14 protein-coding genes and 1 tRNA gene are annotated in these 23,794 nt (G+C 64.4%); 6 read left to right on the top strand and 9 right to left on the bottom strand.

Translation table 11 applies throughout. The features are described 5' to 3' along the window. Positions 1 to 209: 209 nt before the first annotated feature. From ftsY to uvrA, 5 genes are all read right to left on the bottom strand, one after another. Positions 210 to 1,115: a signal recognition particle-docking protein FtsY gene (gene ftsY / locus ACYOEI_RS31210; protein WP_462853694.1), complete on the bottom strand. Its 906-nt coding sequence runs from the start codon at positions 1,113 to 1,115 to the stop codon at positions 210 to 212. Positions 1,116 to 1,198: 83 nt separating this feature from the next. Beyond that, the gene (locus tag ACYOEI_RS31205; RefSeq protein ID WP_462853692.1) at positions 1,199 to 2,104 is read right to left on the bottom strand and encodes a PHP domain-containing protein; all 906 of its coding nucleotides are present in this window, start codon (positions 2,102 to 2,104) and stop codon (positions 1,199 to 1,201) included. Further along, positions 2,097 to 2,528, bottom strand: coding sequence for a TIGR03067 domain-containing protein (locus tag ACYOEI_RS31200; protein WP_462853691.1), 432 nt, complete (start codon positions 2,526 to 2,528; stop codon positions 2,097 to 2,099). Before ACYOEI_RS31200 ends, ACYOEI_RS31205 begins: the two co-directional genes overlap by 8 nt. 55 nt (positions 2,529 to 2,583) lie before the next feature. Next, positions 2,584 to 3,207, bottom strand: a complete 624-nt coding sequence (gene nusB / locus ACYOEI_RS31195) for a transcription antitermination factor NusB (protein ID WP_462853689.1) — start codon at positions 3,205 to 3,207, stop codon at positions 2,584 to 2,586. Between the two features lie 1,149 nt (positions 3,208 to 4,356). Beyond that, the gene (gene uvrA, locus ACYOEI_RS31190; RefSeq protein WP_462853688.1) at positions 4,357 to 10,749 is read right to left on the bottom strand and encodes an excinuclease ABC subunit UvrA; all 6,393 of its coding nucleotides are present in this window, start codon (positions 10,747 to 10,749) and stop codon (positions 4,357 to 4,359) included. Positions 10,750 to 11,557: 808 nt separating this feature from the next. Here uvrA and ACYOEI_RS31185 point away from each other — a divergent pair. Further along, positions 11,558 to 11,899, top strand: a complete 342-nt coding sequence (locus ACYOEI_RS31185; protein WP_462853687.1) for a hypothetical protein — start codon at positions 11,558 to 11,560, stop codon at positions 11,897 to 11,899. A 362-nt stretch (positions 11,900 to 12,261) separates the two neighbouring features. Here the strand turns inward: ACYOEI_RS31185 and ACYOEI_RS31180 are convergent. The 3 genes from ACYOEI_RS31180 to ACYOEI_RS31170 form a co-directional block, all read right to left on the bottom strand. Beyond that, positions 12,262 to 12,332, bottom strand: a tRNA-Cys gene (locus ACYOEI_RS31180). Between the two features lie 587 nt (positions 12,333 to 12,919). Then, a complete protein-coding gene (locus ACYOEI_RS31175) occupies positions 12,920 to 13,333 on the bottom strand; it encodes a hypothetical protein (protein WP_462853686.1) in 414 nt (137 codons plus the stop codon). Positions 13,334 to 14,909: 1,576 nt separating this feature from the next. Then, the gene (locus ACYOEI_RS31170; protein WP_462853684.1) at positions 14,910 to 15,764 is read right to left on the bottom strand and encodes a HEAT repeat domain-containing protein; all 855 of its coding nucleotides are present in this window, start codon (positions 15,762 to 15,764) and stop codon (positions 14,910 to 14,912) included. Positions 15,765 to 16,127: 363 nt separating this feature from the next. On the opposite strand from ACYOEI_RS31170, the gene ACYOEI_RS31165 reads away from it, so the two are divergent. The 4 genes from ACYOEI_RS31165 (at position 16,128) to ACYOEI_RS31150 (ending at position 21,233) form a co-directional block, all read left to right on the top strand. Beyond that, positions 16,128 to 17,738 (top strand): DUF1549 and DUF1553 domain-containing protein, encoded by a 1,611-nt coding sequence (locus tag ACYOEI_RS31165; protein WP_462853683.1) that lies wholly within the window; start codon positions 16,128 to 16,130, stop codon positions 17,736 to 17,738. Between the two features lie 115 nt (positions 17,739 to 17,853). Then, positions 17,854 to 18,087, top strand: a complete 234-nt coding sequence (locus tag ACYOEI_RS31160) for a type 2 periplasmic-binding domain-containing protein (RefSeq protein WP_462853682.1) — start codon at positions 17,854 to 17,856, stop codon at positions 18,085 to 18,087. 849 nt (positions 18,088 to 18,936) lie between these two features. Beyond that, the gene (locus ACYOEI_RS31155) at positions 18,937 to 20,256 is read left to right on the top strand and encodes an esterase/lipase family protein (RefSeq protein ID WP_462853680.1); all 1,320 of its coding nucleotides are present in this window, start codon (positions 18,937 to 18,939) and stop codon (positions 20,254 to 20,256) included. A gap of 287 nt (positions 20,257 to 20,543) precedes the next feature. Beyond that, positions 20,544 to 21,233 carry a PIG-L deacetylase family protein gene (locus tag ACYOEI_RS31150; protein WP_462853678.1) on the top strand — a complete coding sequence of 230 codons (690 nt, stop codon included), beginning with the start codon at positions 20,544 to 20,546 and terminating at the stop codon, positions 21,231 to 21,233. A 57-nt stretch (positions 21,234 to 21,290) separates the two neighbouring features. Here the strand turns inward: ACYOEI_RS31150 and ACYOEI_RS31145 are convergent, their stop codons facing one another. Further along, positions 21,291 to 23,009, bottom strand: coding sequence for an RNA polymerase sigma factor (locus ACYOEI_RS31145; RefSeq protein WP_462853677.1), 1,719 nt, complete (start codon positions 23,007 to 23,009; stop codon positions 21,291 to 21,293). A 391-nt stretch (positions 23,010 to 23,400) separates the two neighbouring features. Here ACYOEI_RS31145 and ACYOEI_RS31140 point away from each other — a divergent pair. Next, the coding region (locus tag ACYOEI_RS31140; protein ID WP_462853675.1) for a DUF1501 domain-containing protein at positions 23,401 to 23,794 on the top strand (394 nt) is incomplete at its 3' end.

Here is a 23,794-nt window from a genome sequence, read left to right as displayed (position 1 = left end):
GACCCGGTAAGGCGCCTCGGACTGTCGGCAAGCGTAACCCGTCGGCAAGCGGGTTGCCAGCGGGGACCGTCCAGGTTACCGGATGCCCCGACGCCGTTTCAATTCGCATTTCGTAGGGTGGGCACTGGTCAACGAGCTTTCGAAAATGCCAATACCCGACGCCCATCCTACTGGTTTGAGAGGCCGAAGTTGCGATCCATGCTCGGTGGTTACGTGAAAAGCGACTCGACAAACGTGTCGGGGTCGAACGGCTGGAGGTCGTCGATCCCCTCGCCCACACCGATGAACTTGACCGGGAGGTTCGTGGTCTGGCGGACGGCGACGACCACCCCCCCTTTGGCCGTGCCGTCGAGCTTGGTCAGGATCACGCCGGTGCAGCCGATCGACTTCGTGAAGACCTCGGCCTGGCGGATGGCGTTCTGACCGTTGGTCGCGTCGAGGACGAGAAGGACCTCATGGGGGGCGCCGGTGATCTTGCGATGGAGGACGCCCCGGACCTTCTCGAGCTCGCGCATCAGGTGCGTCTGAGTGTGAAGCCGGCCGGCGGTGTCGACGATGAGGACGTCGACCCCACGCGCCAGGGCACGATCACAAGCGTCATGGGCGACGCTCGCCGGGTCGGCGCCCGCGGCCCCTCGGACGATGTCCGCCCCCGCTCGGGTCGCCCAGACGGTCAACTGATCCGCCGCCGCCGCGCGGAACGTGTCGCAGGCCGCGAGGAGCAGGCTCTTCCCCTCGTCCTTCAGGTGCTGGGACAGCTTGGCGATCGACGTCGTCTTGCCCGACCCGTTCACCCCGGCGATCAGGTAGACCGTCGGCTTGTGCGGGGCGACGGCCAAGGTCCCCGGCCTCGGGTCCACGAGGAGCGACTTGAGCTCATCCTTGACGAACTGGAGCAGGTTGTCGTCGGCGGTCTTGTCGCCATAGGCTTCGCGGACGCGTTCGATGATCCGTTGCGTGGCCTTGACGCCCACGTCGGCCTGGATCAGGCGGGCTTCGAGGTCGTCGAGGAACGATTGATCGACTTTACGGCCGAACCATGAACGAATATTGAACAGTTGGGCGGTCTTCGACAGCCCTTGACGGAGACGATCCAAGAAGCCCTTCATCGCCATGACGTTCCTCAGAAGACCCGTCGCCGCGCGGTTGCGAACTGTTTAAGTAGTAAGGAAAGGACGGACCGTCCTCTCCGTATCGCTCATCGAGCGACGGCCCGCGATCTCGCCCTCAGGCGTTCGAGGTCTGGGCCTGGTGTGGAGATCGAGCCGACCCAGCGGCCGGGACGGTCGGCCGCGTGGAAGTCGGAGCCGGCGACCGGGACGAGGTCGAATCGCCCGGCCCAGTCGCGCCAACGTTGGCCGTGGAGTCGATTGATCCCCGGCCCGTCCACCTCGATGGCACCCATCCCGGCCTCGGCGAGCGAGGCGAGCACGCATTCTCGGAGATCATAGGGGGGGTGGGCCAGGGCGGCAACCCCGCCCGCACCGACGATCAGGGCGATCGCCTCGGCCGCGGCGAGCCTCGGCTTGGGGACCTGGGCGGGCCCGCCGTCGCCCAGGTAGCGTGCGAACGCCTCGCGAGGCCCGGCCACCTGGTGTGTCTTCGATAGCCACTCGGCCAGGTGCCGACGTCCCAGCGTCGCTCGCGGGAACAACCGCGCGAGCGCCTCGAGATCGACCGACAGGCCGAGGGACTCGAGCCGTTCCGACATCGCCCGGAGTCGCTCGGCCCTCGCGATGCGGAGGGCCAGGGTGGCGGAGACGAGCGCGGGGTCGTCGTCCCGGACGAAATGGCCGAGGACGTGGATCTCTCGGCCGTTGAACTCGGACGTCAGCTCGATCCCCGAGATCAACTCGATCCCCAACCGCGCCGCCTCGGGCCGGGCGACCTGGAGTGCGGAGAGCGTGTCATGATCGGTGATCGCGAGGGCCGAGAGCCCGACGTTGGCGGCGGCGACGACCACCTCGCACGGTGAGCAGACGCCGTCCGAATGCGTCGTGTGGATGTGCAGGTCGCCCGACGGTTCGCGACGGATCCCGCCGGCGACGGCCTGACGACCCCGGGCCGGTCTCGCCCGCGACCTCCCGGGAGGGGGGCTACTCACGCTTGTAGACGACCAGCGACATCCCGTCGCCAGCCTTCGTCGCGAAGTCGCTCGGCCTTTCCTTGCCGACCGCGGCGATGCAGATCGTCAACGTGTCCCCCTCGAGCCGATAGATCCCACGCCTCGGTCGGCCATCGTTGTACGTGCGGTCGTACACCCTGGGGGTCTTCGAGGCGTCGATCGTGAACGTCCCCAGGGCCACCGCCTTCTCACCCGACTTGGCGAGGACGCGGTCCTCCTCGAAGGTTAGCTTCACCTTCTTGTCTTTAAGCTCTTCCGAGGGGACGACCTTGCCGTCTCGCTCCGTCGAGACGACGACCCAGGTGCCCTGGAACTTGTCTTGATCGCCCTGGGCGGTGTCGTTGGCGGGGTCGGCGAGGGCGGTCAGGCCCATCGCCAGGATGAAGAGTGGTTGCCAAATCACGGCCGGCCTCCTACGCGGCAGCGAAAAGTCACGGATCGACTACACGACAGACGGGTCACGCCTCGTCCGGAGACGAGGGCGAGGGTGGGACCTCCGAGGGGGTGTCGGCCGCAGCCTCGGCAGGACGAGCCTCGCCTTCGGCGGCCGGTACGTCCTCGGCCTTGGCAGGGCGAGTCTCGCCCTCCGCGACCGGTACGTCCGCGACCTCGGCCGGGCGAGCGTCGCCCTCGGCGACCGGTACGTCCGCGGCCTCGGCTGTTGCCCCCGTGGACGACGCCTCGGCGGCCTGGAGTCGGTCGAGGATCCCGTTGACGAAGCGGCTCGACTGCGCGGTGCTGTACCGCTTGGCCAGTTCGAGCGACTCATTGATCGCGACCTTGGTGGGCACGTCCGGGCAGAAGAGCATCTCGTACGCCCCGAGCCGGAGGATGTTCCGGTCGATGGCGGCCATCCGGTCGAGCCGCCAGTTCTCGGCAACGGCCGAGATCAAGGCGTCGATCTTCGGCTGGTGCTCATGAACCCCGGAGATGAGCGCGTCCGCGAAGTCGCAGAGTTTGCGGTCGCCCCGAAGTCGGCGATCCACGAACCGGCGAACCTCATCGGGAGCAAGCCCAGGGTTCTGCTCGGTCTGATAGAGCACTTGAAGTGCGATCTCTCGGCCTCGAGTACGTCGGGTCATGGCGGTCTTCGGGGGCAGCAGCGACCGTCGTTCTTCCCGGCCGTTCGCCCGGCGGGTCGCATCGGTCTGGCAAACTTCACGAATGAAATCATACGCCAAAACGGCCCAAATCGAAAAGGCCAGCCTGATCGTCGATCTCGGCGGGAGGACTCGAGTCGTCATCCAGAAGTCCCAGGTTGACCCTGCATCGGCCGTTCTCCGAAGCGTCCGACCCTCAAAACCTTGGGAGTTCTCCCCGGGCCCACAGCCACCGACAGGATCGAGATCACGCGCTCTCTCTCTCTCTATCCTCGAGAAACGCTCGCCCAGGAGCTAGGGCTCAATCGGGAAGCTGGCGTCTCTCGTCATGCCTATCCTGAATCGGGAATGAGTGTGCGTGTTTGCGTTGCCTGATTCCTGTAAGGGAGTGATCTTGCTCGTTGTTTTTCTTTTTTTGGGTTTATAAATCGAAGCGATCGGGGCCTAGAGGATTGCACGGAAATGCGCGTGCCCTCGATTGGCACCTGGGTATGAGGGATCGTCCCACTTTGAATGATGACCCGCGGGAGAAATCCCTGCGGATCAAATTGCGGGTAACGATAACTAATTCAAGGCAGTGGCCGACCATGACAATTCGCACCCTCCCAAGAACGAGTTGCGGGGCTTCGGCATAAGTATAGATAAGATCCCCAAAGAAGCTGTCTCTCTTGTAGGCTTATTTAGGCGAGTTTTTTTTAGATATGTAACTGCGGATTGAACAGCGTCTTCCCGAGACGGTCCCTCGGAAGAGTCTGGTCGTCGTCGTTGTGTCCTTCGGGCATGAGCGCCGCGACTTCTTCTCTGCTCGAGGGGGAGGTGAGTCGGCACGCCTGGCTCACCCCTCGTCGATCGTATCGGGTCAGGGACACCAAGCTCTCGGGCTATTGTCCTTGATGGGGATGGCCGGGTACGCGGCGACCTTTCCGTCCTCTTCGGCTGGCGTGTATCGCCGCCACGGGACTCCGATCGGGTGTCCCTGGCGGCGATTCTCGACGGCCGGCATCATCCCTCCTCCCTTCCCCTCCCCACAGAAGGACGGTCCCTGGGTCGCCGCCGGGGGATCAAGATCCGATTCGGGTTTGCAGCCCCTCAACTTGGGTCACGTCGTCCCATTTCTGAGCCAGGGCTTGCTCAGCCCAGTTCGTTCGCCGTGACGAGGGCCGCGGCCTTCCCGACCTTCTGGTAGGAGGCGACCGCCCTGGACAGGAACGCTTCGAAGGGTGGAGTCTCGAGGTCATCGGCCGAGTGGCAGGTGATGAGGACTTCCTGCGTCGGCCCCTTGCGGTTGCTCACGGCGACCCGCGGGGCGTCGCTGTGGACGGGAGGCGAACTGTCGTGGAAGGCGGGGAGCTGGAGTTGATCCTCCAGCAAGCTGGCTTTGAAGGTGTTGCGGGCGACGTTGAATCGGAGGGTGACGATCCACTCGGAGCCGGTGAGTGCCTGGAAGAACGGGATGGCACCCGGATTGGTCCCGGCGATCGAGACACTCACGCGTTGCGACCAGTCGGTCGGCGCGAAGGATCCGAGGGCCTCGATCCTCTCGACGACCCGTTCGAGGATCCGCCCGTCCCACTTGGCGGGCCGGCCGCTCCGCCCGATTCGGTCACGCGTGTGCCATCGCCGGCCGTCGATCTCCCAAGGGGGTTTGACGCCGTTGGTCAGCTCGTCGACCTTGGCGGCCTTGCTCTCGGCCAGGAGCTTGAGCGCGACGGCCTTGGCATCGTAGCGGGGGCGCTCGGTGCGAGGGCCGGCGGCGAGGACGCCCTTGAGGATCGCGCCGGTGAGGCTCCGCTTTTCCTTCGCGATCACTTCGGGAGGCCCGGCCGCCACGACCTCGCCCCCGGAGGCCCCCGCCTCGGGGCCGATGTCGATGACCCAGTCGGCCGTCTTGATCACCTCGAGGTTGTGCTCGATGATCACGACGGTGTTGCCCAGGTCCGAGAGGCGATGGACGACGTCCAGGAACTTGCGGACGTCGTCCATGTGCAGCCCGGTCGTCGGCTCGTCGAGGATGTAGAGCGTCTTGCCGGTGTCGGGCCGGGCGAGCTCGGCCGCGAGCTTGACCCGCTGGGCCTCGCCCCCCGAGAGTGTCGGCGCGGCTTGGCCGAGCGGGACGTACCCGAGGCCGACGTCGTGGAGGGTCTGGAGGATCCGGCGGATCTTGGGCACCCCCGCGAACAACTCGAGGGCCCCGTCGACCGTCATCGCCAGCACGTCGGCGATCGACTTGCCTCGGAACTTCACGGCCAGGGTCTCGGGCGTGTAGCGCGAGCCGCCGCACGCGTCACACGTGACCCAGACGTCGGGCAGGAAGTGCATCTCGATCCGCTTCTGACCGGCTCCCTCGCAGGCCTCGCAGCGCCCGCCGGGCTGGTTGAAGCTGAATCGGCGCGAGGTATAGCCGCGGACTTTCGCCTCGGGGAGCTTGGCGAAGAGCTCTCGGATGAGGTCGAAGACCCCGGAGTACGTGCCGGGCGTCGATGTCGGCGTGCTGCCGAGCGGATCCTGGTCGACGCTGATGACCTTGTCAATCCGCTCGATCCCCTCGATCGCGTCGTGCCCTCCCGGCGTGACCTGGGCCCGATGAAGGGCCTTGGCCATCGCCTTCCAGAGGGTGTCCTCGATCAGCGAGCTCTTGCCCGAGCCGCTCACGCCGGTCACCACGGTCACGACGCCCAGCGGGAATGCGACGTCGATATTCTTGAGGTTGTGGTGGCGCGCCCCCCGGATCACGAGCGCCGGGCCGTCGGTCGTGCGGCGGTTGCTCGGGACCGGGATGGCGGCCTTCCCGGAGAGATACTGGCCGGTGAGCGACTTCTTGTTCGCCTTGACCTTCGCGGGGGTTCCGGCGGCGGTGACCTCGCCGCCTCCGTCACCGGAGGCCGGCCCGAAGTCGACGAGGTGGTCGGCCGCCTCGATCACTTCGCGGTCGTGCTCCACGAGGACCAGGGTGTTGCCCAGGTCGCGGAGATGCTTCAAGGCCGTGAGTAGCCGGGCATTGTCGCGAGGGTGCAGGCCTATCGTGGGTTCGTCGAGGACGTAGAGCACCCCCGTCAGGCCGCTCCCGATCTGGCTCGCCAGTCGGATCCGCTGGCTCTCGCCCCCCGAAAGGGTCGGCGTCCCTCGCGCCAGGGTCAGGTAGTCGAGCCCCACGTCGACCAGGAACTTGAGACGGTCGCGGACCTCGCGGACGAGGTCGCCCGCGATATGCTTCTCGTCGGCGTCGAGCTTCAACCCTTTGAAGAAGGTGTAGGCCCTGCCGAGCGGCCAGTGGCCGATCTGGTCGAGCGTGAAGTCGTGGAAGCGGACTGCGGCCGAGTCGTCGCGAAGCCTCGCGCCCATGCACGAGGCACACGGGACGTCGTCGACCATCCCCTGGAGCTTGAAGCGATAAATAAACGAGACACGCGAAGCTTCTTCGATCGCCGGGAACAGCCCCTTATATTGGAAGGAGAACTCGGGCTGGCCTCCCACCGCGGGGACCCGGAACCAGGCGTCACCGGCCCCATGCAGGATCAGTCGCCGGTGCCGCCCTTCGAGGTCGTCGAATGAGAGATTGATGTCGATCCCTTGGGCGACGGCCATGGCCCCGATCATCCTCGCGAACGCCAGGTTCTTGGTGAAGTCGGGCCAGACCGCGACTGCCCCCTCGCGCAGGGAGCGGGTCCCGTCGGGGATCAGCACGGCCGGATTGGCCCCGTGCTGCACGCCCAGCCCTTCGCAGACGGGGCACCATCCGAGCGGGCTGTTGAACGAGAAGTTGTGGGGCGAGAGCTCCTCGAAGCTCCGGCCGCAACCGTCGCACGACCGATGCTGACTGTACCGATCGACCGTCCAGTTCGTCTCATCCGCCTCGTCGTCCACCCGAGCGACGAGGACGACTCCCTTGCCCAGGTCGAGCGCCGACTCGATCGAGTCCGCGAGGCGTGAACGGGTCGACCGCCGGACTACCGCGCGGTCGATGACGACCTCGATGCGGTGCTTGCGGCGATGGCTCAATTTGGGGGGCGAGTCGAGGCTGACGGATTTGCCGTCGACGCGGACGCGAGTGAAGCCCGACCCGCGGAGGTCGTCCCAGAGGGCGTCGTAGGCTTCGCCGTCGCGACGCTCCACCGGCGCCATGACGAAGACCTTCGTCCCCTCGGGGAGGTGCAGGATCTTCTCGACGATCTCGTCGGCCGTCTGCGTGCCGATCGCCAGGCCGCAGCTCGGGCAATAGGGCTGCCCGAGCCTGGCGAAGAGGATCCGGAGGTAGTCGTGGATCTCGGTGACGGTGCCGACCGTCGATCGTGGGCTCTTGCTCGTCGTCTTCTGCTCGATGCTGACCGCGGGCGAGAGGCCGCTGATCCGCTCGACCTTCGGCTTCTGGAGCGGAGCGAGGAACTGCCTCGCGTAGCTCGAGAGGCTCTCGACGTAGCGCCTTTGGCCTTCGGCATAAAGCGTGTCGATCGCCAGCGAGGTCTTACCCGACCCGCTCGGGCCGCTGCAGACCGTCATCTTGTGCCGGGGGATGTCGACGTCGACCCCCTTGAGGTTGTGCTGCCGGGCGCCTCGGACGGTGATCGCCTCGAGCCCCTCCTCCGACGACTTCCTCTTTCCCTTCGCCCCCTTCTTGCCCTTCGCGGTCGAAGGGATCGGGGCCGGTCCCGCGAAGATCTTCTTGAGCGCCGCACCGGTGTGGCTGCCGCGGACCTTGGCGACGTCTTCCGGCGTCCCCTCGGCGACGATCGTGCCGCCCCCCGAGCCCCCTTCCGGGCCGAGGTCGATCACCCAGTCGGCCGTCTTGACCACATCGAGGTTGTGCTCGATGACGAGCACCGTGTTCCCGAGCGCCGTGAAACCGTGGAGCACTTCGAGGAGCTTGCGCACGTCATCGAAGTGGAGCCCCGTCGTCGGCTCATCCAGGAGATAGAGAGTCCGCCCGGTCCCTCGTTTCACCAGCTCGCGGGCCAACTTGATCCGCTGGGCTTCACCCCCCGAGAGGGTAGGGGAGGCTTGCCCCAACTTCAGATAGTCGAGCCCGACGTCGTGCAAGGTCTGGAGCATCCCCGAGATTTTGGGGACGTTGGCGAAGTGCTCGAGTGCCTCCTGCACGTCCATCTCGAGGACGTCGCTGATGCTCTTCCCCTTGAACCGGACGTGCAGGGTCTCGCGGTTGAACCGCTTCCCCTCGCAGACGGGGCAGGTGACCCAGACGTCGGCGAGGAAGTCCATCTCGAGCCGGTTCGACCCGTTCCCCTGGCAGGCCTCGCAGCGCCCCCCTTCGACGTTGAAGCTGAACCGGCCCGCCTTATAACCTCGGGCCTTGGCGTCGGGGAGCTTGGTATAGAGGTCGCGGATCAGGTCGAAGAGCTTGATGTAGGTCGTCGGGTTCGAGCGTGGCGTCCGCCCGATCGGCGACTGGTCGATGTCGATGATCTTGTCGAGATGCTCGATCCCCTCGATCCGGTCGTGCTGTCCGGGATCGGTGATCGCCCCGTTGAGGTCTCGAGCGAGGACATCGCGGAGGATGTCGCCGATCAGCGAGCTCTTGCCCGAGCCGCTCACGCCGGTGACGCATGCGAAGAGCCCAAGCGGGATCTCGACGTCGATGTTCTTGAGGTTGTTCTGCCTCGCCCCGACGACCTTGAGGCGCCGCTCCGTCGGCGGCCGGCGTTCCTTGGGGACCTCGATCGCCTTTCGGCCCGAGAGATACTGGCCGGTAAGGCTCCGGGGCGACTCGGTGATCTTGGCGAGCGGCCCTTCGGAGACGACTTCGCCCCCCTTGACGCCCGGACCGGGTCCGAAGTCAACGAGGTGGTCGGCCGCCCGCATCGTGTCTTCGTCATGCTCGACGACGATCACCGTGTTGCCGACGTCCCTGAGCCGCTGGAGCGTGGCGATGAGCCGGTCGTTGTCGCGTGGGTGGAGCCCGATCGAGGGCTCGTCGAGGATGTAGAGCACACCCACGAGGCCCGCGCCCACCTGGCTTGCCAGGCGGATCCGCTGGGCCTCACCCCCCGAGAGCGTCGGTGCCGATCGGTCGAGGGTCAGGTAGTCGAGCCCCACATTGGTCAGGAAGCCAAGTCGCCCCCGGATCTCCTTGAGCAGCTCATCGGCGATCGTCCTCGAGAGCGCGTCGAGCGGGACCGCCGGCTCGGAATCCCCCGCGCCGGCGAGACCGTCGAAGAACTGGGCCGCGCGGCCGATCGGCATCGCCCCGAGTTCAATAAGCGTCTTGCCGCCGACCCGGACGGCTCGGGCTCGTGGGTTGAGCCGCCCTCCTTGGCAGTCGGGGCAAGTCATGCTCCGCATGTACGGCTCGAGCTTGGCGCGGAACGGGCTGTCGCCCGACGACCGGAACTTGGCGAGCAGCTCGGACGCGATCCCTTCCCACTTCTCCGTATGCGACCAGCTCTTCCCCTTGCTCCGCCAACGGTGGACGATCATCCGATCGCCTAACCCGTAGAGCCAGGCGTGTTGCCAGCGCGGGTCGAGCTCGCGCCACGGGCCTTTGAGCATCGTCCCCTTGGCGGGGCCGTCCTTGTCGGCCTCGACGTTGGCGGCGACCCCCTCGAAGATATGCCGCCTCCACTTCCCCATCCCGCTGATCGGCCCGAGCGGTTCGATCGCCCCTTTCCAGACCGAGAGCGTCGGGTCGGGCACGAGCAAGGCGGGGTCGAAGTCGTGGCGGATCCCCAGGCCGTCGCACGAGGGGCACATCCCTTGCGGGCTATTGAAGCTGAAGAGCTGCGGGCTCGGCGGGTCGAAGCTCAGGCCGCAGGCCGAGCAGGCGTAGTGCGAGGACAGCAGGAGGTCGGGCTGATCTTCCCTCGCGATGATCACCGACCCTTCGCCGAGCCGGAGCGCCGACTCGATGGCCTCGGCTAGCCTGGGGCGAATGCTCGGCCCTGCCTTGACTCGGTCGATCACCACTTCGATGTGGTGCTTCGTCTGACGGTCGAGCGCCAGGTTGTCCGATAAGGCGACGACCTGCCCGTTCACGCGGGCGCGGACATAACCGGCCTTCGACAGGTCGTTGAAGAGGTCCTTGTATTCCCCCTTCTGGCCTCGGATGACCGGGGCCAGGATGCTGTAGGCCGTCCCGTCGGGCAGATCGAGCACTCGCGCGACGATCTGTTCGCGCGTCTGAGCCGCGACTGGCCGGTCGCAGTTCGGGCAATGCCCCTGTCCCACCCGCGCAAACAGGACCCGGAGATAGTCGTTGATCTCCGTGATCGTCCCGACGGTGCTCCTCGGGTTCCGGCCCCCGGTCTTCTGCTGGATCGAGATCGAGGGGCTCAGCCCGTCGATCCGATCGACCTCGGGCTTGGGCATCTGGCCGAGGAATTGGCGGGCATAACTCGAGAGACTCTCGACGTAGCGCCGTTGCCCTTCCGCGTAGAGCGTGTCGAATGCAAGCGAGCTTTTCCCCGAACCCGAGACCCCCGTGAAGCAGATGAGAGCGCCTCGAGGGAGGTTGAGCGAGACGTCGCGTAGGTTGTGCTCGCGTGCCCCTCGGATGACAATGTCCGTCGTCGCCATCCCTGGTAGGCCCCCCTAAATATCCGTCTCGATCCTGTTCCCGAGCCCGATCCTCCGTCGCCTGGGATACTATACGGGTGTCATCAACTCCTTGTCCATGCCAACGAATACGGGCCCGAGGCGGATTCCTCCGGGCCCCGTCGCGGACCATCCAGGCCTGAGAATACTGGTCCCTAACACTCGCGGGGCTTCGGGCATGCGATAGATCGAGCGAAACCGTCCAACGGCATGCGTCGATGCAATCGGACATCCTCGTCTCTCGTGACAAGGCGTGCATTCCGGTAGGATCAGTCCAAGACCGAGGGTTTGCATCAAATCGGCGAGGCGGCTTCGTGACCAAGCGGAAAATCCAAATCCAAATCCAAATCCGAACCTTGATGATCCTCGCGGCGATCGTCGCCGGAGCTCTCTCGGTGTACGTTGCAAAGACCGATGCCGGCCGACCCCCAGGCAGGATAACGGTCCGGCATTATGAATAGGACTCAGCCACCTTCGAACCGCTCTCACCGGGTTGGCAGGCGGGCTTGGCAATGGAAACGAGACTTGGCCTCGCGGTCCTTATCACGGCGGTCGTTCAGTGGCGCGTTCGGCGGCGTCACCGCGAGTAGATCGCCGAGAGGCGGGAGACAATCCGGCCGAATCTCGAATCTGAATCCAAATGCAATAATAATTTTTTTTGTTATGATTTGTATGTGTTAATGGGATAGTATTTATAAAATGGCAACGACTTGGGCGGGCCGAACCGCGGCGTCGTCCCGGGCGCGTTGATGAAACTACGATCGGGGTAATCCGGCCTGGAGGGGCGAGGATGGACAACGAGTTCAAACTGTTCCCGGCCGGGATGTTGCGAGCGATGCTAGGTTTGACCGCCGAGAATCGGCCGACGATCGTCCTCGACCCCGCCAAGGTTCCCCCGTCTCTGCGCCATCTCATCCCCCCGGCCGAACGATTCGGGGTTTCGGACGACCTCATCCGACTGGACATCGTGGAGAAGACGAGCGCCGAGGACCTGGACGCGTTGAAGCACGCCGTGAGTGCTCATGACGACGCGTTCGACGAATGGCTCGCCGGTCCCGAGGCCGATAGCTCGCCGCCACCGGAAGAATACCTCGCGTTCACTTGCTTGAGGATGGTTGCCGACGAGGTCTGACGGCCAAGCCCCGAGCCTGATACGGTCGATCCAGGTGCTCGAAGGGAGTGGGCGGCTGAAGTAACAATCCGGTATCAGAAGAAGGAAGCTTTAAGTGATCGCTTGAGCACTCCCCGTGCGATTACCAGCGGCCAGGCCTCCGCCACCCATTCGAGCTCGAAGAACAAGCTGTGATCCGTCCCTCGGCGATCTGCCTCAACAGTGTCACTTCGATCGTCGGCAAAGGTGCGAGTGGTAAGGCAGAGGTCTGCAAAACCTCCACCCCCGGAAGGTCTGGGTTCGCTCGAGTTTGGCTGTGATGTGAGAGGAGACTGCTTTCGAAACGCAAAAGCCCTGGTTTCCCAGGGCTTTATATCGTCGAGAGGCGCCGCCCGGATTCGAACCGGGGGTGGAGGTTTTGCAGACCTCTGCCTTACCACTTGGCTACGGCGCCTTACACTCGAATCGGCGTGTTGAGGGGATTATCGTACCGACCATGCCGGATGACGACAAGGTGCTTTTCGGCGTTGACGCTCCTGTTTCGTGAAGGTTTGTCCGCGAGAGGGCCGGGGCGAACTCCGGTTCCTCCGCAATGGATTTGATCCAACGTCAACCCACGACTCATCTTCTTGAGGCACCGGCGGGACTTGCGAGAGGGGCCGATTTTGGTTCAGTCACGACGAAGCCCGAGAGACTCTAGAGAGCTTCGCGGTTGACTTGCACGCGGGTCTGACGAAGTGGGGAGCCTCCGTCCCCAACTCATCCTGGCGGGGCAAGAGTGCCCCTCCCAACGCTGCGAGTTCCGCAGACTCCTGGTAGGCGGGGCACTCCTGCCCCGTATTTGTGGGCAATCCAATTGGGAAGCGTTCTTGATCGACGCTTGGGAGTGGCCTTCGTTCCCGACTCTCGAGTGACAGCCCCACGGCGTGAATCGTCGGCGAGGGTTGCCGCTTTCCACACCCTAAGGATTCCCTAGGGTTTTCTGACGATCTCCAACGTGCGTCCAACCTAATTTTTGAAAAGAACGGACTTGCAAAAAGGTCACGACGCTAGATAATTGACATCGACGGACGAATGGCGTTCCTCCAAATGTGGGAAGCTCGTCGCTCTATGAGCCTGTTTTTTCACTATTTTTCCTGTTTGCTTCTCTTTCTCCCTTCCTTGGGTTTCTGGTCCTCCGTCCCTGTTGAGCATCCTGCGGTTCCGCTTGTCCTCCAATCGACTGAAGTCCATGTTCCTGTCGATCTGGTCTACTGCCCCGACGAATATCCCTCTCCATCCGCTCCCCTGCTTGCCGACATCGACGAAACCGCGTTTGAAGAAGATACGGATACCGAGGAAGACACTCACGAATTCGAGATCTCCTCGATCTTCCCCTATCTCCCTTACGGTGACACCGGTTTTGTTTCGGACCTTGTGATTGATTCCTCGGCCCAAGGTCTCCACTCGCGGCATAAGCTTTCCTCGCCCATCCTTCGCTGCTGATCCTTTCCCTCGAATCCGATCGTAGCCTTGTCTTCCCAGTCCCACTCTCCTGGCTGGGTCGCGCAATGCTTACGTCATGTTTGAATCGTGGCGAGACGCGATTGGCGGTCTCGAGGATTCAACAGACGCGATCGCCGAGGATTTGGGATGTGATGTCCTCAGGTTTTTTGTCCCCGCGCGTGGTGACAATCCGGACGGTCTCGATTCAAGCCCTTTGCTTTGGGATTGGTGGACACGTTCGATGATTGGGCGTTTTCTTCTTGGGAGAAAGCGGGCCAGACGCGGAGGCAGGAACCACATACGTTAAGTGTCGTGACGCTTATGGTTTCGGTCGGTCCGAGGATCCCGGCCTATACGGTCGATTCATGCTCCCGGGGGGGAAGGCATGAATCGGTCATTAGGCCGGGATCCCCGGGCCGGGTGCCCGGCCTCATGCGTTGCGACGCTTCGGGATTCCTTCGAGGAAGGCGGCGATAAGCTCGTGGTCGACCGATTTGCGGTCCGAGGATCCCGACCTACGCGTGGGTTCATGTCCCCGGGGGGGAAGACATGGGCTCACTGTAGGTCGGGATCCCCAGGCCGCGGGACACGGTCAACCCGATCGACTCGCTCCAAGTGGAGGTCTTGGTCTATGCTCCGCGACCTGAGGATCCCGGCCGATCGCAAGTCCACGCTCCCGGGGGGGAAGGCGTGGTCTTGGGACCGGTCGGGATCTCCGGGCCGCGGGGAACGGGACCTCGCCTTGCTCGGTCGTTCTCCTCGACTCGAGGGTCCCGGCCTGTATGATTCGTCCATGCTCCCGGGGGGGAAGGTATGGGCGGTCGATGGGCCGGGACCCTCGGGCCGAGGAGGTTGCCCTGCTTGGCATTCACAAGACCCTCAGGGCCCGAGGGTCCCGGCCCACAGCGAACCCTTGCTCCCGGGGGGGAAGGCATGGATTCACTGCGGACCGGGACCCCTTGGCCTCAAGGACGCATTCTCAATTCGGGGACGAGTTGCCTGCGACTCGGGGGTCCCGGCCTATCGGACGAATTCACGCTCCCGGGGGGGAAGGCGTGAGTTCTCTGTGGGCCGGGACCCCCGAGCCGGGGAGATCGCCAAGGGAGGTCTCACAGCCCTTGGCACGGGGCGAAGGCCCCGGCCGATCGAGAGCCCACGCTCCCGGGGGGGAAGGCGTGGACTCACGATCGACCGGGACCTCCGCCCCGTGCCGAGAGGCCTTGATCCGGCTTTTGGACGTCAGTTGATCGCGACCCGAGGGTCCCGGCCGATCGAGAATCCCTACCCCCGGGGGGGAAGGTATGGATTCGTGACCGGCCGGGACCTCCGGGCCGCGAAGGCCATGGAGAGATTTTTCGCATCTCTTGGCGCGGGGCGAGGGCCCCGGCCGGTCGAGAGTCCACGCTCCCGGGGGGGAAGGCGTGGAGTCGCGATCGACCGGGGCCCTCGGGTCGACCGGAGTGTCGGATCCGCAGAGTGGGCGTGCGGAGCACCTTACTTATCGAGCGGTGGGAGGTTCGCGGAGCGGGGCAGGGGTTGGGCCTGCTTACTCGCCTTCGGCTTCGAGGGCGGCAACGGCCTCGCGAAGCCCGTCGCTATACGGTTGAAGCCGCAGGGCACGGCGGAAGGTCTTCAGGGCCTCGCGTCGTTGGTTCATGCGGAGCTGGCACTGCGCGAGCCCCGAGAGGGCCCCGAAGTGGTAGGGGTTACGCTGGAGGACCCGGCGACAGTCGGCGGCGCTCTCGTCGAAATGGTCCTGGGCGAAATGGGCGATCGCCCGCTGGTTGTAGGCCTCGGCGAACTTGGGCGTTCGTTCGATTAGCCGGGTCGCCAACTCGACGGCCTGGTCCGGAAGCTGGTGGCCGATCAGTCGGCTCACCTCCTCGAGCGTCTTGTTGTTCTCGGGCGTGTCGGCGCGGAACCAGATGGCCCAGAGGGCGTCGCCGGCCAGTCGGCGGACGGTCAGGTCGTTGTCGCGGAGTCCCCGCGCCACGGCCGCGTTGGTCTCGTAACTGCCGAAGAGTCCGAGCCCGAGCACGGCGGCCCGGCGGGCTTGAGTGCTCCCGGTCTCCACGAGCCGGGCCAACGTCCCCTCGGTATAGCGCGTCGAGACCTGCGTACGGAAACCCTCGATGTCCTGATCGCGCAGGAAGGCTTCGTAGTAGTCGACGAGTAACGACCCGGTGTGAGGTTCCAGCATGCCGGGGGCTCCAAAGCGGGGGGAGTCGAGGGAGACGCCGGCCAGGGCAGCTGCGGGAACCACGGCCAGCGTGAGGGCGAGGGCGAGGGTCAGTCGGGGAAATGGCGCCGGGCCGGTGACATCGCCGCGGGACATTGGGCTCGCAGCGATGCCCCCCTGGGCCATGTCGGCCATGCGGCTCCGATCCGATTGTCGGGCCATCTGTCAGACTCCGAAGCTCGAGGCGGGGAAACCAGCATCCTACCCGAAGGCTTGGACCAATCGAAATCCTTCCGTCGCGGGCGACACCGGTTTCTCTGGCGAGTTTAGCAACGGATTCCTCGCCAGGCCAGAAGTTGAAGACGATTCCCTTCCCGGATTTTTGCCCAACCCGACCAAGTGTCCGCGAAAGTCACCGAATCCTTCCCAGAGTCCTGGTTTCTCGCTCGAAATCCGAGACCATCGAGACGATCGAACCCGAGCTGGTTCGCACGCGTCGGCTCTCGAACCGAAGGCGCCCGGATTGTTGAAACGCGCGGCCGACTCGCCTGGTATCCCCCGCAAGAGAGCAGGAGGGGGCCAGTCATGATTGGGATCCGCGACCTCGGTTTTTTCGGAGTCGTCGTTCTGGGGGCGACGGGGCTGGGCATGAACATGCTCCCCTCTCGCTCTTCGGCCCGCCCAGGGCAATCCCCGGCCCTTCGGGCTGAGGGTCGCGGACCGCTTCCCGTCGTGGGCGAGGTCGACCGCGAATTCCGCCGCCGTTGGGCCGAAGATCGGGTCGAGCCGGCGAGCACGGCCCCTGACCTCGCCATACTCAGGCGCCTGTCCCTCGCCTTGACCGGCTCGATCCCTTCGCTCGAGGAGATCCGCCGATTCGAGGCAACCCCCAGCCCGGACCGCCTTGCGGCGTGGTTGGAGGGGGTGCTCCAGGATCGCCGCTTCTCCGACTATTTCGCCGAGCGGCTCGCCCGGGCGTTCGTCGGGACCGAGGACGGGCCGTTCCTCCTCTACCGCCGGCGTCGGTTCGTGAACTGGTTGAGCGACCAGGTGCTGGCGAATCGACCCTATGACCAGGTCGTCCGCGACATGATCGCGGGCCAGGGGCTCTGGACGGATCATCCGGCGACCAACTTCGTCTCGGTGACCATCGACCCCGAGAAGAAGGAACCCGACCCTGAGCGGCTCGCCGCGCGGTCGGCCCGGGCCTTCCTCGGAGTCCGGATCGACTGCGCCCAGTGTCACGACCACCCGTTCCAGCCCTGGAAACAGCGGGATTTCCAGGGGATCGCCGCCTTCTTCGGCCAGGTCCATCACGGCTTCACGGGGATCCACGACGCGGACGGTCGCTTCGAGGTGACCGACCGTAAGACCGGGAAGCCGACAACCATCGAGCCTCGCGCCCCATTCCTGCCCGAGCTCTGGACGCAAAAGGGGACCCGACGCGAACAACTCGCCCGATGGGTGACCCACCCCCAAAACCCGAACTTCGCGCGGGCGACCGTCAATCGCGTTTGGGCCTTGCTCTTCGGCAAGCCGCTCGTCGAGCCCGTCGACGACCTCCCGGCCGACGGCGAGCTTCCCAAAGTCCTCACGGTGCTCGCCAACGACTTTCAAGATCATCGATATGATTTGAATCGGCTAATTCGTGCTCTCGTGACGACCGAGGCCTTTCGGCTCGCTAGCGGGACCCATGGCGACGTCAGCGAGGCCCAGGAGCGGTCCTGGGCCGTGTTCCCCCTGACCCGGCTCCGGCCCGAGCAGGTGGTCGGCGGGCTTATCCAGTCCGCCTCGATCGAGACCATCGATCGCGACTCGCACATCCTCGTCCGCCTCGCCCGTCTCATCGGCGAGTCGGAATTCGTCCGGCGCTACGGCGACACCGGAGAGGACGAATTCACCGACGGCTCCGGGACCATCCCGCAGCGGCTCCTGCTCATGAACGGCGAGCTCGTCGGCGAGAAGACCAAGCCCGATCTCTTCAACGCCGCCACCCGCATCGCCGCCTTCGCCCCCGACGACCGTGCCGCCGTCGAGGCCCTCTACCTCGTCGTCCTCACCCGGCGCCCGACCGCCGAGGAATCCCGGCACTTCGTCGCCAAGCTCGCCGGTAGCTCGGGCGACCCACGGAAAGAAAGACTGGCCGACGTCTCCTGGACTCTGCTCAATTCGACCGAGTTCTCTTGGAACCACTAATGTCCGCCCGAAGCACACCGGGCGTTCCGAGTTCAAGGACTGTCCATTCGTCGGCCTACAGCGTCCGGACCCGATCCGAGAATGACTGATCTCGGGCCCGGACGACGCTCTAATCTTGGGCCGAAAAATCAGCACAACCTCCGTCACCGTGATCAAGGCCGTGATCCGCGAGTGGGACGCACTCTCTCTCGCTTTTCCCGACATGGTCCGCGCGGAACGGGCCGGCGGCGAATTCGTGCGGCTCGACTTCAACTCGCCCCGCCCCCATCGCCCCTCCGGGGTGGTGACGTATGGCTTGCTGGCAGGTCAGTTTCGTCGGCCGGGCTCGCCTTCATCCGCGAATTATTGATCGAAGTCGGCCTCGAACCCAACTTATCGTTGTAATAAAACGCGGCTATCGGTAAGGACACGTCTTTCCTTGAATTGATTCTCCACCCAATGCCGATAAGACCCCCCACTCGGACGATTGCCGCGTTTCATCGCGGCCCTTGACATCCGATCGGCACGGCTCGACCCGGGCAAGGCTATGTCTTATTTTGCATAAAATTATAATTAAATGTTGAAATAATGAATAATTCGATGAAAAGTCGGGTCCTGGTCTCGCGATAGGTCGCGTGGCCTCTGCTTGAATCTCGCACCGGATCGGGCGAGTTTCTTCTCCGTGTCTGTGCCATCCACCGAAGATAGGCGAATGTTTGTGCGTAAACAGCTTTGGGGTTTGGTTGTTTTTTCGCTGAGCCTGACGGTCCCAGGGTCGGGTTGTCGGAGCCCTCGAATCAAGGAGCGACCTTTCGCTGCGCACCCGTACGTTCGCGCGGGTGTTCGGGGATTGATCCCGGGATCGTATGCGTCAGCCTCGTCGGAGGAGTTTGCGTATTCGCGCCTGGTTGGTGAAATCGAAGAATCGGACCGGCCGTCGTCGACGCGAATGCTGGAGCTCGCCGACATGGCCGATGGGATCGGCACGCGTCTCTCACTCCACGATCCGAACATGGCACTCCCCTGGTTCCGAGAGGCTGCGGCCTACTCGGCGTTCGCTCTGATGTCCACTCCGATCGATGCGAGACCCGACGCGGCCTTACAAACGAGGGCTTTCGCTCGGCACAATCACTCTGTCGAACAAATTCTTCGTTGCGCAAGAGCAGGACCGAAGCAGGTAAACCCCGTCTGGCGCGAGCAACTCACCGCTTCGGGAGTCGTGCTCACTTCGTCAAGCTCTCAAGACGCAACGATCCCGTACGAGGAACTTTGGATCTCCGCCGACTATCGCGTCACCAATCTTGAGCGCATCGGTTGGCCTGGCCTGGGAGTTCCCCTCATCACGCTGAGCAGCTTGGCGGGTTACCAGGCCGTATCCGCCAAGTTCTTGCCCCAGCGGCTAAGGCTTCCTGCCACGGTTGTGCTCCAGCCCTACGGCCAACTCCATGGCGGTGATTGGAGGGGACAGCCCGCCTCGCTGATCTTGCACGATCCCTTCCATGAGTCGAAGGTGACGCTCGGACCGAACGGCGTTGTCGTTCCCCTGGCGGCGGATTTGACGACCCCGCTTGCGCATCAAATGATCATCACGCCCTTGAGGCAGTTCGCACTCGGCGGCTTGCTGCAACCCGAGAAGTACGAGCCGATTTCCGGGCTCTTCATGCGCTCCCCGTACCAGCCGGGCAGGATTCCGGTCCTGTTCGTTCACGGGCTCTTTTCGAGCCCCTTGAGCTGGTTGCCGATGATGAATCGGCTCCAGGCCGATCCACTGCTTCGCGAACGCTACCAATTCTGGTTCGCCTACTACCCGACCGGGGCTCCGGTCGGGTTTTCAGCCCAACGACTGCGGCAGACCCTCCACGAACTCCGTGGAGCCATCGACCCTTCGCATTCCGATCCGTCGCTCGACCGGATGGTCGTCGTCGGGCACAGCCTGGGCGGCGTCCTGAGCAAGCAAATGATTCAGTCCAGCGGGCGAAAACTTGAACAAGCTTTGTTCACAAGGCCGTTGGGCGAAGTCTCGATGCCGGCCGGGACCCGCGAGACACTCTCGAGACTGCTCTATTTCGAGCCGGAGCCCTCGATCGCTCGTGCCATATTTATATGCGCGCCCCACCGGGGGAGCAACACCGCCAACCGGCTCGTCGGGCGATTGAGCTCGTCACTCGTCCAGCGTCGCGGCAAGATCGAGGCCATGCACGCCGAAGTGCTCGAACGGAACGGTCCCGAAGTCTTCCAGGAAGCGTACCGTCGCCGGCCGCCGAACGGCATCGACAACCTTACGTATGACAGCCCCGTGTTGAAGGCCCTGTCCGAACTGAGCCTTGCGCCCGGCGTCCCCTATCATTCGATCATCGCGTCCCTCTTCCCCGAGGCTTCGCCCGACCACTGGACAGACGGCGTCGTGACCTACGAAAGCGCCCACCTCGATGGGGCCACGTCCGAAAGCTTGATCCGTCACAACCATTTCGCGAACGAGACTCCCGAAGCCGCGGCGGAGGTTCGGCGTATCCTCCGACTTCACATCGGAGTTGAATGACGATGGGGCAAGTCCCGAGGGCCTCGATCCCACGCGATTCTTCTTGGCTTTCGGCGTCGAACCAATCGGTAAGCATGACACGAACGACGGCCCGTCCTACTCACCGTGTTGGAGCCATCCGAGCGATCGGATCGAATTCCAGGACGTGGCCCAGTTGGCAAGGGGCTGGCTTCATGGGCCTGTCGCTTGCCAGTGCCGAAGGGTAGCCTGGTTTTCGGGTTTCGCACAGAAATCGCCGTTCGACGTGCGATTGTGCCGAGAAGGCCGACGTTGGATCCGGAGCCGCCATGCCGCCGACCTTGCTTGCGATGGGGGCGCACTATGACGATTGCGTCTTCGGGATCCCCGGGATCTTGCTCCAGGCCATCGAGAAGAACTATCGCGTGGTGATCCTCGCGATGATCGGCGATTATTCGAACTGGGCGCCGGTCAAGGGACGCGAGGACGAGTTGATCCGGGGGACGACCGCGATCTGCAAGGAGTATGGCGCCGAGCTGCGGTATCTCGACTTCCAGTCGTACCACTTCGACGTGAACCTCGAGACGAAGCGGGCCGTCGCGGAGGTCGTGGCGGACGTGCGGCCTGATGTCGCGTTCATGCTCTGGCCGCACGACCACCACGACGACCACATCGTCGCCTCGAGGCTGAGCGAGCTCGCGCTCCGACGCGCCGGGCTCTTGCTCGACGGCACGCCGGTTCCTGCACCTCGCCGGATCTACGCCTACGACAACGGCCCGCGCCACACGATCGGCTTCGAGCCCGACACCTTCGTCGACGTGACCGCCCAGTGGGACAAGGCGATCGACTGGCTCGGCCGGTTCATGGCCCTGGTGCGGAACGAACCCTACCGGACGGGGAGTCGAGACGCGGCCCAACTTGGCAAGGAAGCGCTGGCGAGCTACCGCGGCACGACCTGCGGGGTGCGATATGCTGAGGGCATCTTGGCCGTCGACAAGTCCCCTCGAGAGATCCTGTAGTTTCCCTTGGCGAATCTCAAGCGTGCTCGCTTGGCGACCCGCAGACCCCGACATGACTTACTGAAAGCCATTTCTTCTCGGAGAATCGGGCTTGGACTCGATAGTTTCCCAGTCGAGTCGCTCCCACTTCCCCTCTTCGACTACGAAAACATACAGGCTTTGACCGTCTTGATATCCGGGGCCCAACGGGGTTTTTAGCCGGGTTGGAGTGGACCCCTTCGCCATTTCCACGACGTCCCACTTGTTGACAATCGTGCTGAACGCATAGACGCGGTTTCCGAGCACGTAGAATGCGGTCAAACCGTCGACGCTCGGCGAAGCGTCTCCCTTGAAGGGTGGTTCGACCTCCTTGGTATACCACTCTCCGGTTTGAGCACAAAAGACGGCGAGTTGATGGACCTCCGGCCCCTTCGACCAGAGCGCGAGCAGTTGGTTATAGAGGACGGGCAGAACCTTTGTGCCTTTCGGAGGAACATAAGTTCTCCATCGTCCGTTAAACTTGCTGAAGGCTCGCACGCGATCTTGTTGCTGAGGGGTCGCGGCGATCAGGCTTCCGGATTCGGATAGGATCGGGATCGTGGACTTGGTCGCCGGAACTTCCTTGTCTTTCGCCGGGTCGTCCGGACGATTTCCTTGCGCCTCCGCCGATTGGCCGGGAAGGATACGCTTTCCGGGAGGCGTGGATCCTGGAGCCAAGGAGGTGCTTCCCGCGACGGGCAACGGGAGCCCTGGTACCCTACTCAAAGTCTGCCGCAACGACTTGATCTCCTGTTCAAGCTCAGCCTGCCGACGCTCGAGTGCGTCGGCACGGCCCCGGATCGCCCGGTATTCGGCGGCGGTCGGCGGATTGGCACCGGCCGACTCGTCATCGACCGGGGCCGATCCCGCGACGGGCGGGGGGTCGGAGGCTGGCTTGCCTCCTTCCTGCCGGGCGAAGGCGCCCGCACTTCCGGCGACGAGCCCGGCCGCGATGAGGCTGATGAGTCCGAACTTCCACGCATTCAAGGACATGGTCAAGCTCACTCCTTCCATCAGGGCGATCGCGCCGGCCGAGACAACCCCGGTCGTCGCCTTGCTGGTCGCGATGCGGGTCGCGACGTCGACCGTTGAAACGATGAGGGCCGCCGGGACGGCCTCGGAGGCCAGCACGACGCCGAGCAGTCCGCCGGGGAGGGCCACGCCTCGGCGATTGAGGCGGCTCCGGAGCCGGTCGCGGGCCCAGGACATCCGGGTGTGGACCGTGCCGACCGGGCAGCAGAGCCGACGGGCCACCTCCTCGTGGGTCAGGCCCTCGAGGTAGCAGAGGATGATCGGCGTGCGATACTTCTCCGGCAGCCGGCCGATTTCCTCATCGAGCAACTCCTTCAACTCGTGCCGGCACGGTTCGCAAGCCGCCATCGTCTCGACTTCCGGGCCCGATCGTTCTCGGTCCCGTCGCCGGGCCGCCCGGATCCGGGCGCGGACGGACACACGATGGGCGACACCGTAAAGCCAGGGGCCCAGGTGGTCGCGGTCCCGGATCGACGCGGCCTTCTTGACCAGGATCAGGAAGGTCGCCTGGAAGGCGTCCTCGACGTCGCGAGGGTCGTCGAGGAGTCGGCGGCAGACTCCGAGCACCAGCGGACCGAGCCGGGACACCAGCGCCTCGAAGGCGACCTCGTCGTTACGGTCGACGAATCGCTCGAGGAGCCGTCCTTCTCCCACGCCGACGGCTGTCCCGTTCTGGAAGAGACGGTGGAGATAGCCCAACGTCGCCCCATAATGGTCGCTTCTCATGTCGCCACTCCGCGCCGATTGAGCCCCGAATGACTCTCTACTGCACCCTCGGGGGCATCCCCATTGAGGATTCTCGCATTTTCCGAAGATTTCCGGCGGGTCGTGATCGAAACCGGTCGCGGCGGTCTTGGGTATCTTAAGCCGGAGACGCGAACGAGCTCGACGTGTGTTGCTTGGCCGTGGTCCTTCCGAAATGCACGCGCTTGCGTTCGGAACGGTTCTGTTGGGGATCGTCGGCAGGGGCACCGAGGGCTGGCCGCCGAGTGGGACCTCTTTGATACAAGCCCGAAGCGCCTGCGAGTGCATCTTCCCAATTTCTTGCGACGTGATCCACTCGCTGTCGACTCGCGCTTGTAAGAGGCCGTTCGGTCCCTTTGCGAAGGAGAATCCGATGGAACCACGACGCGAACTCGCCTCGGGCCATACCCACCGCTCTCGACTCGACGAGGGGCTCCTGTTCCCGACCCGTCGAGATTTCTTGCGAGGAGTGGGCCTCGCGGGGATGGGGTGGCTCACTCCGGTCGGGCATCTCCTCGCCGCCCAGGCCGTGCGGGGCAAGCAGCCCGCTCGTTCGATCATCTTGATCTGGCTGTCCGGCGGCCCGAGCCAACTCGAAACATTCGACCCGCACCCGAACACGCGCATCGCGGGGGGGACTCGGGCGATCGAGACCGCCGTCAAGGGGATCCGACTCGCCGAGGGGTATCCCAGGCTCGCCGAAGTGATGCCGTCGGTCTCGCTGATCCGCTCGCTCGTCAGCAAGGAAGGGGACCACGAGCGCGGGG

This window comes from Singulisphaera rosea, assembly GCF_054877945.1.
This window is presented reverse-complemented; position numbering and strand designations above follow the sequence as displayed.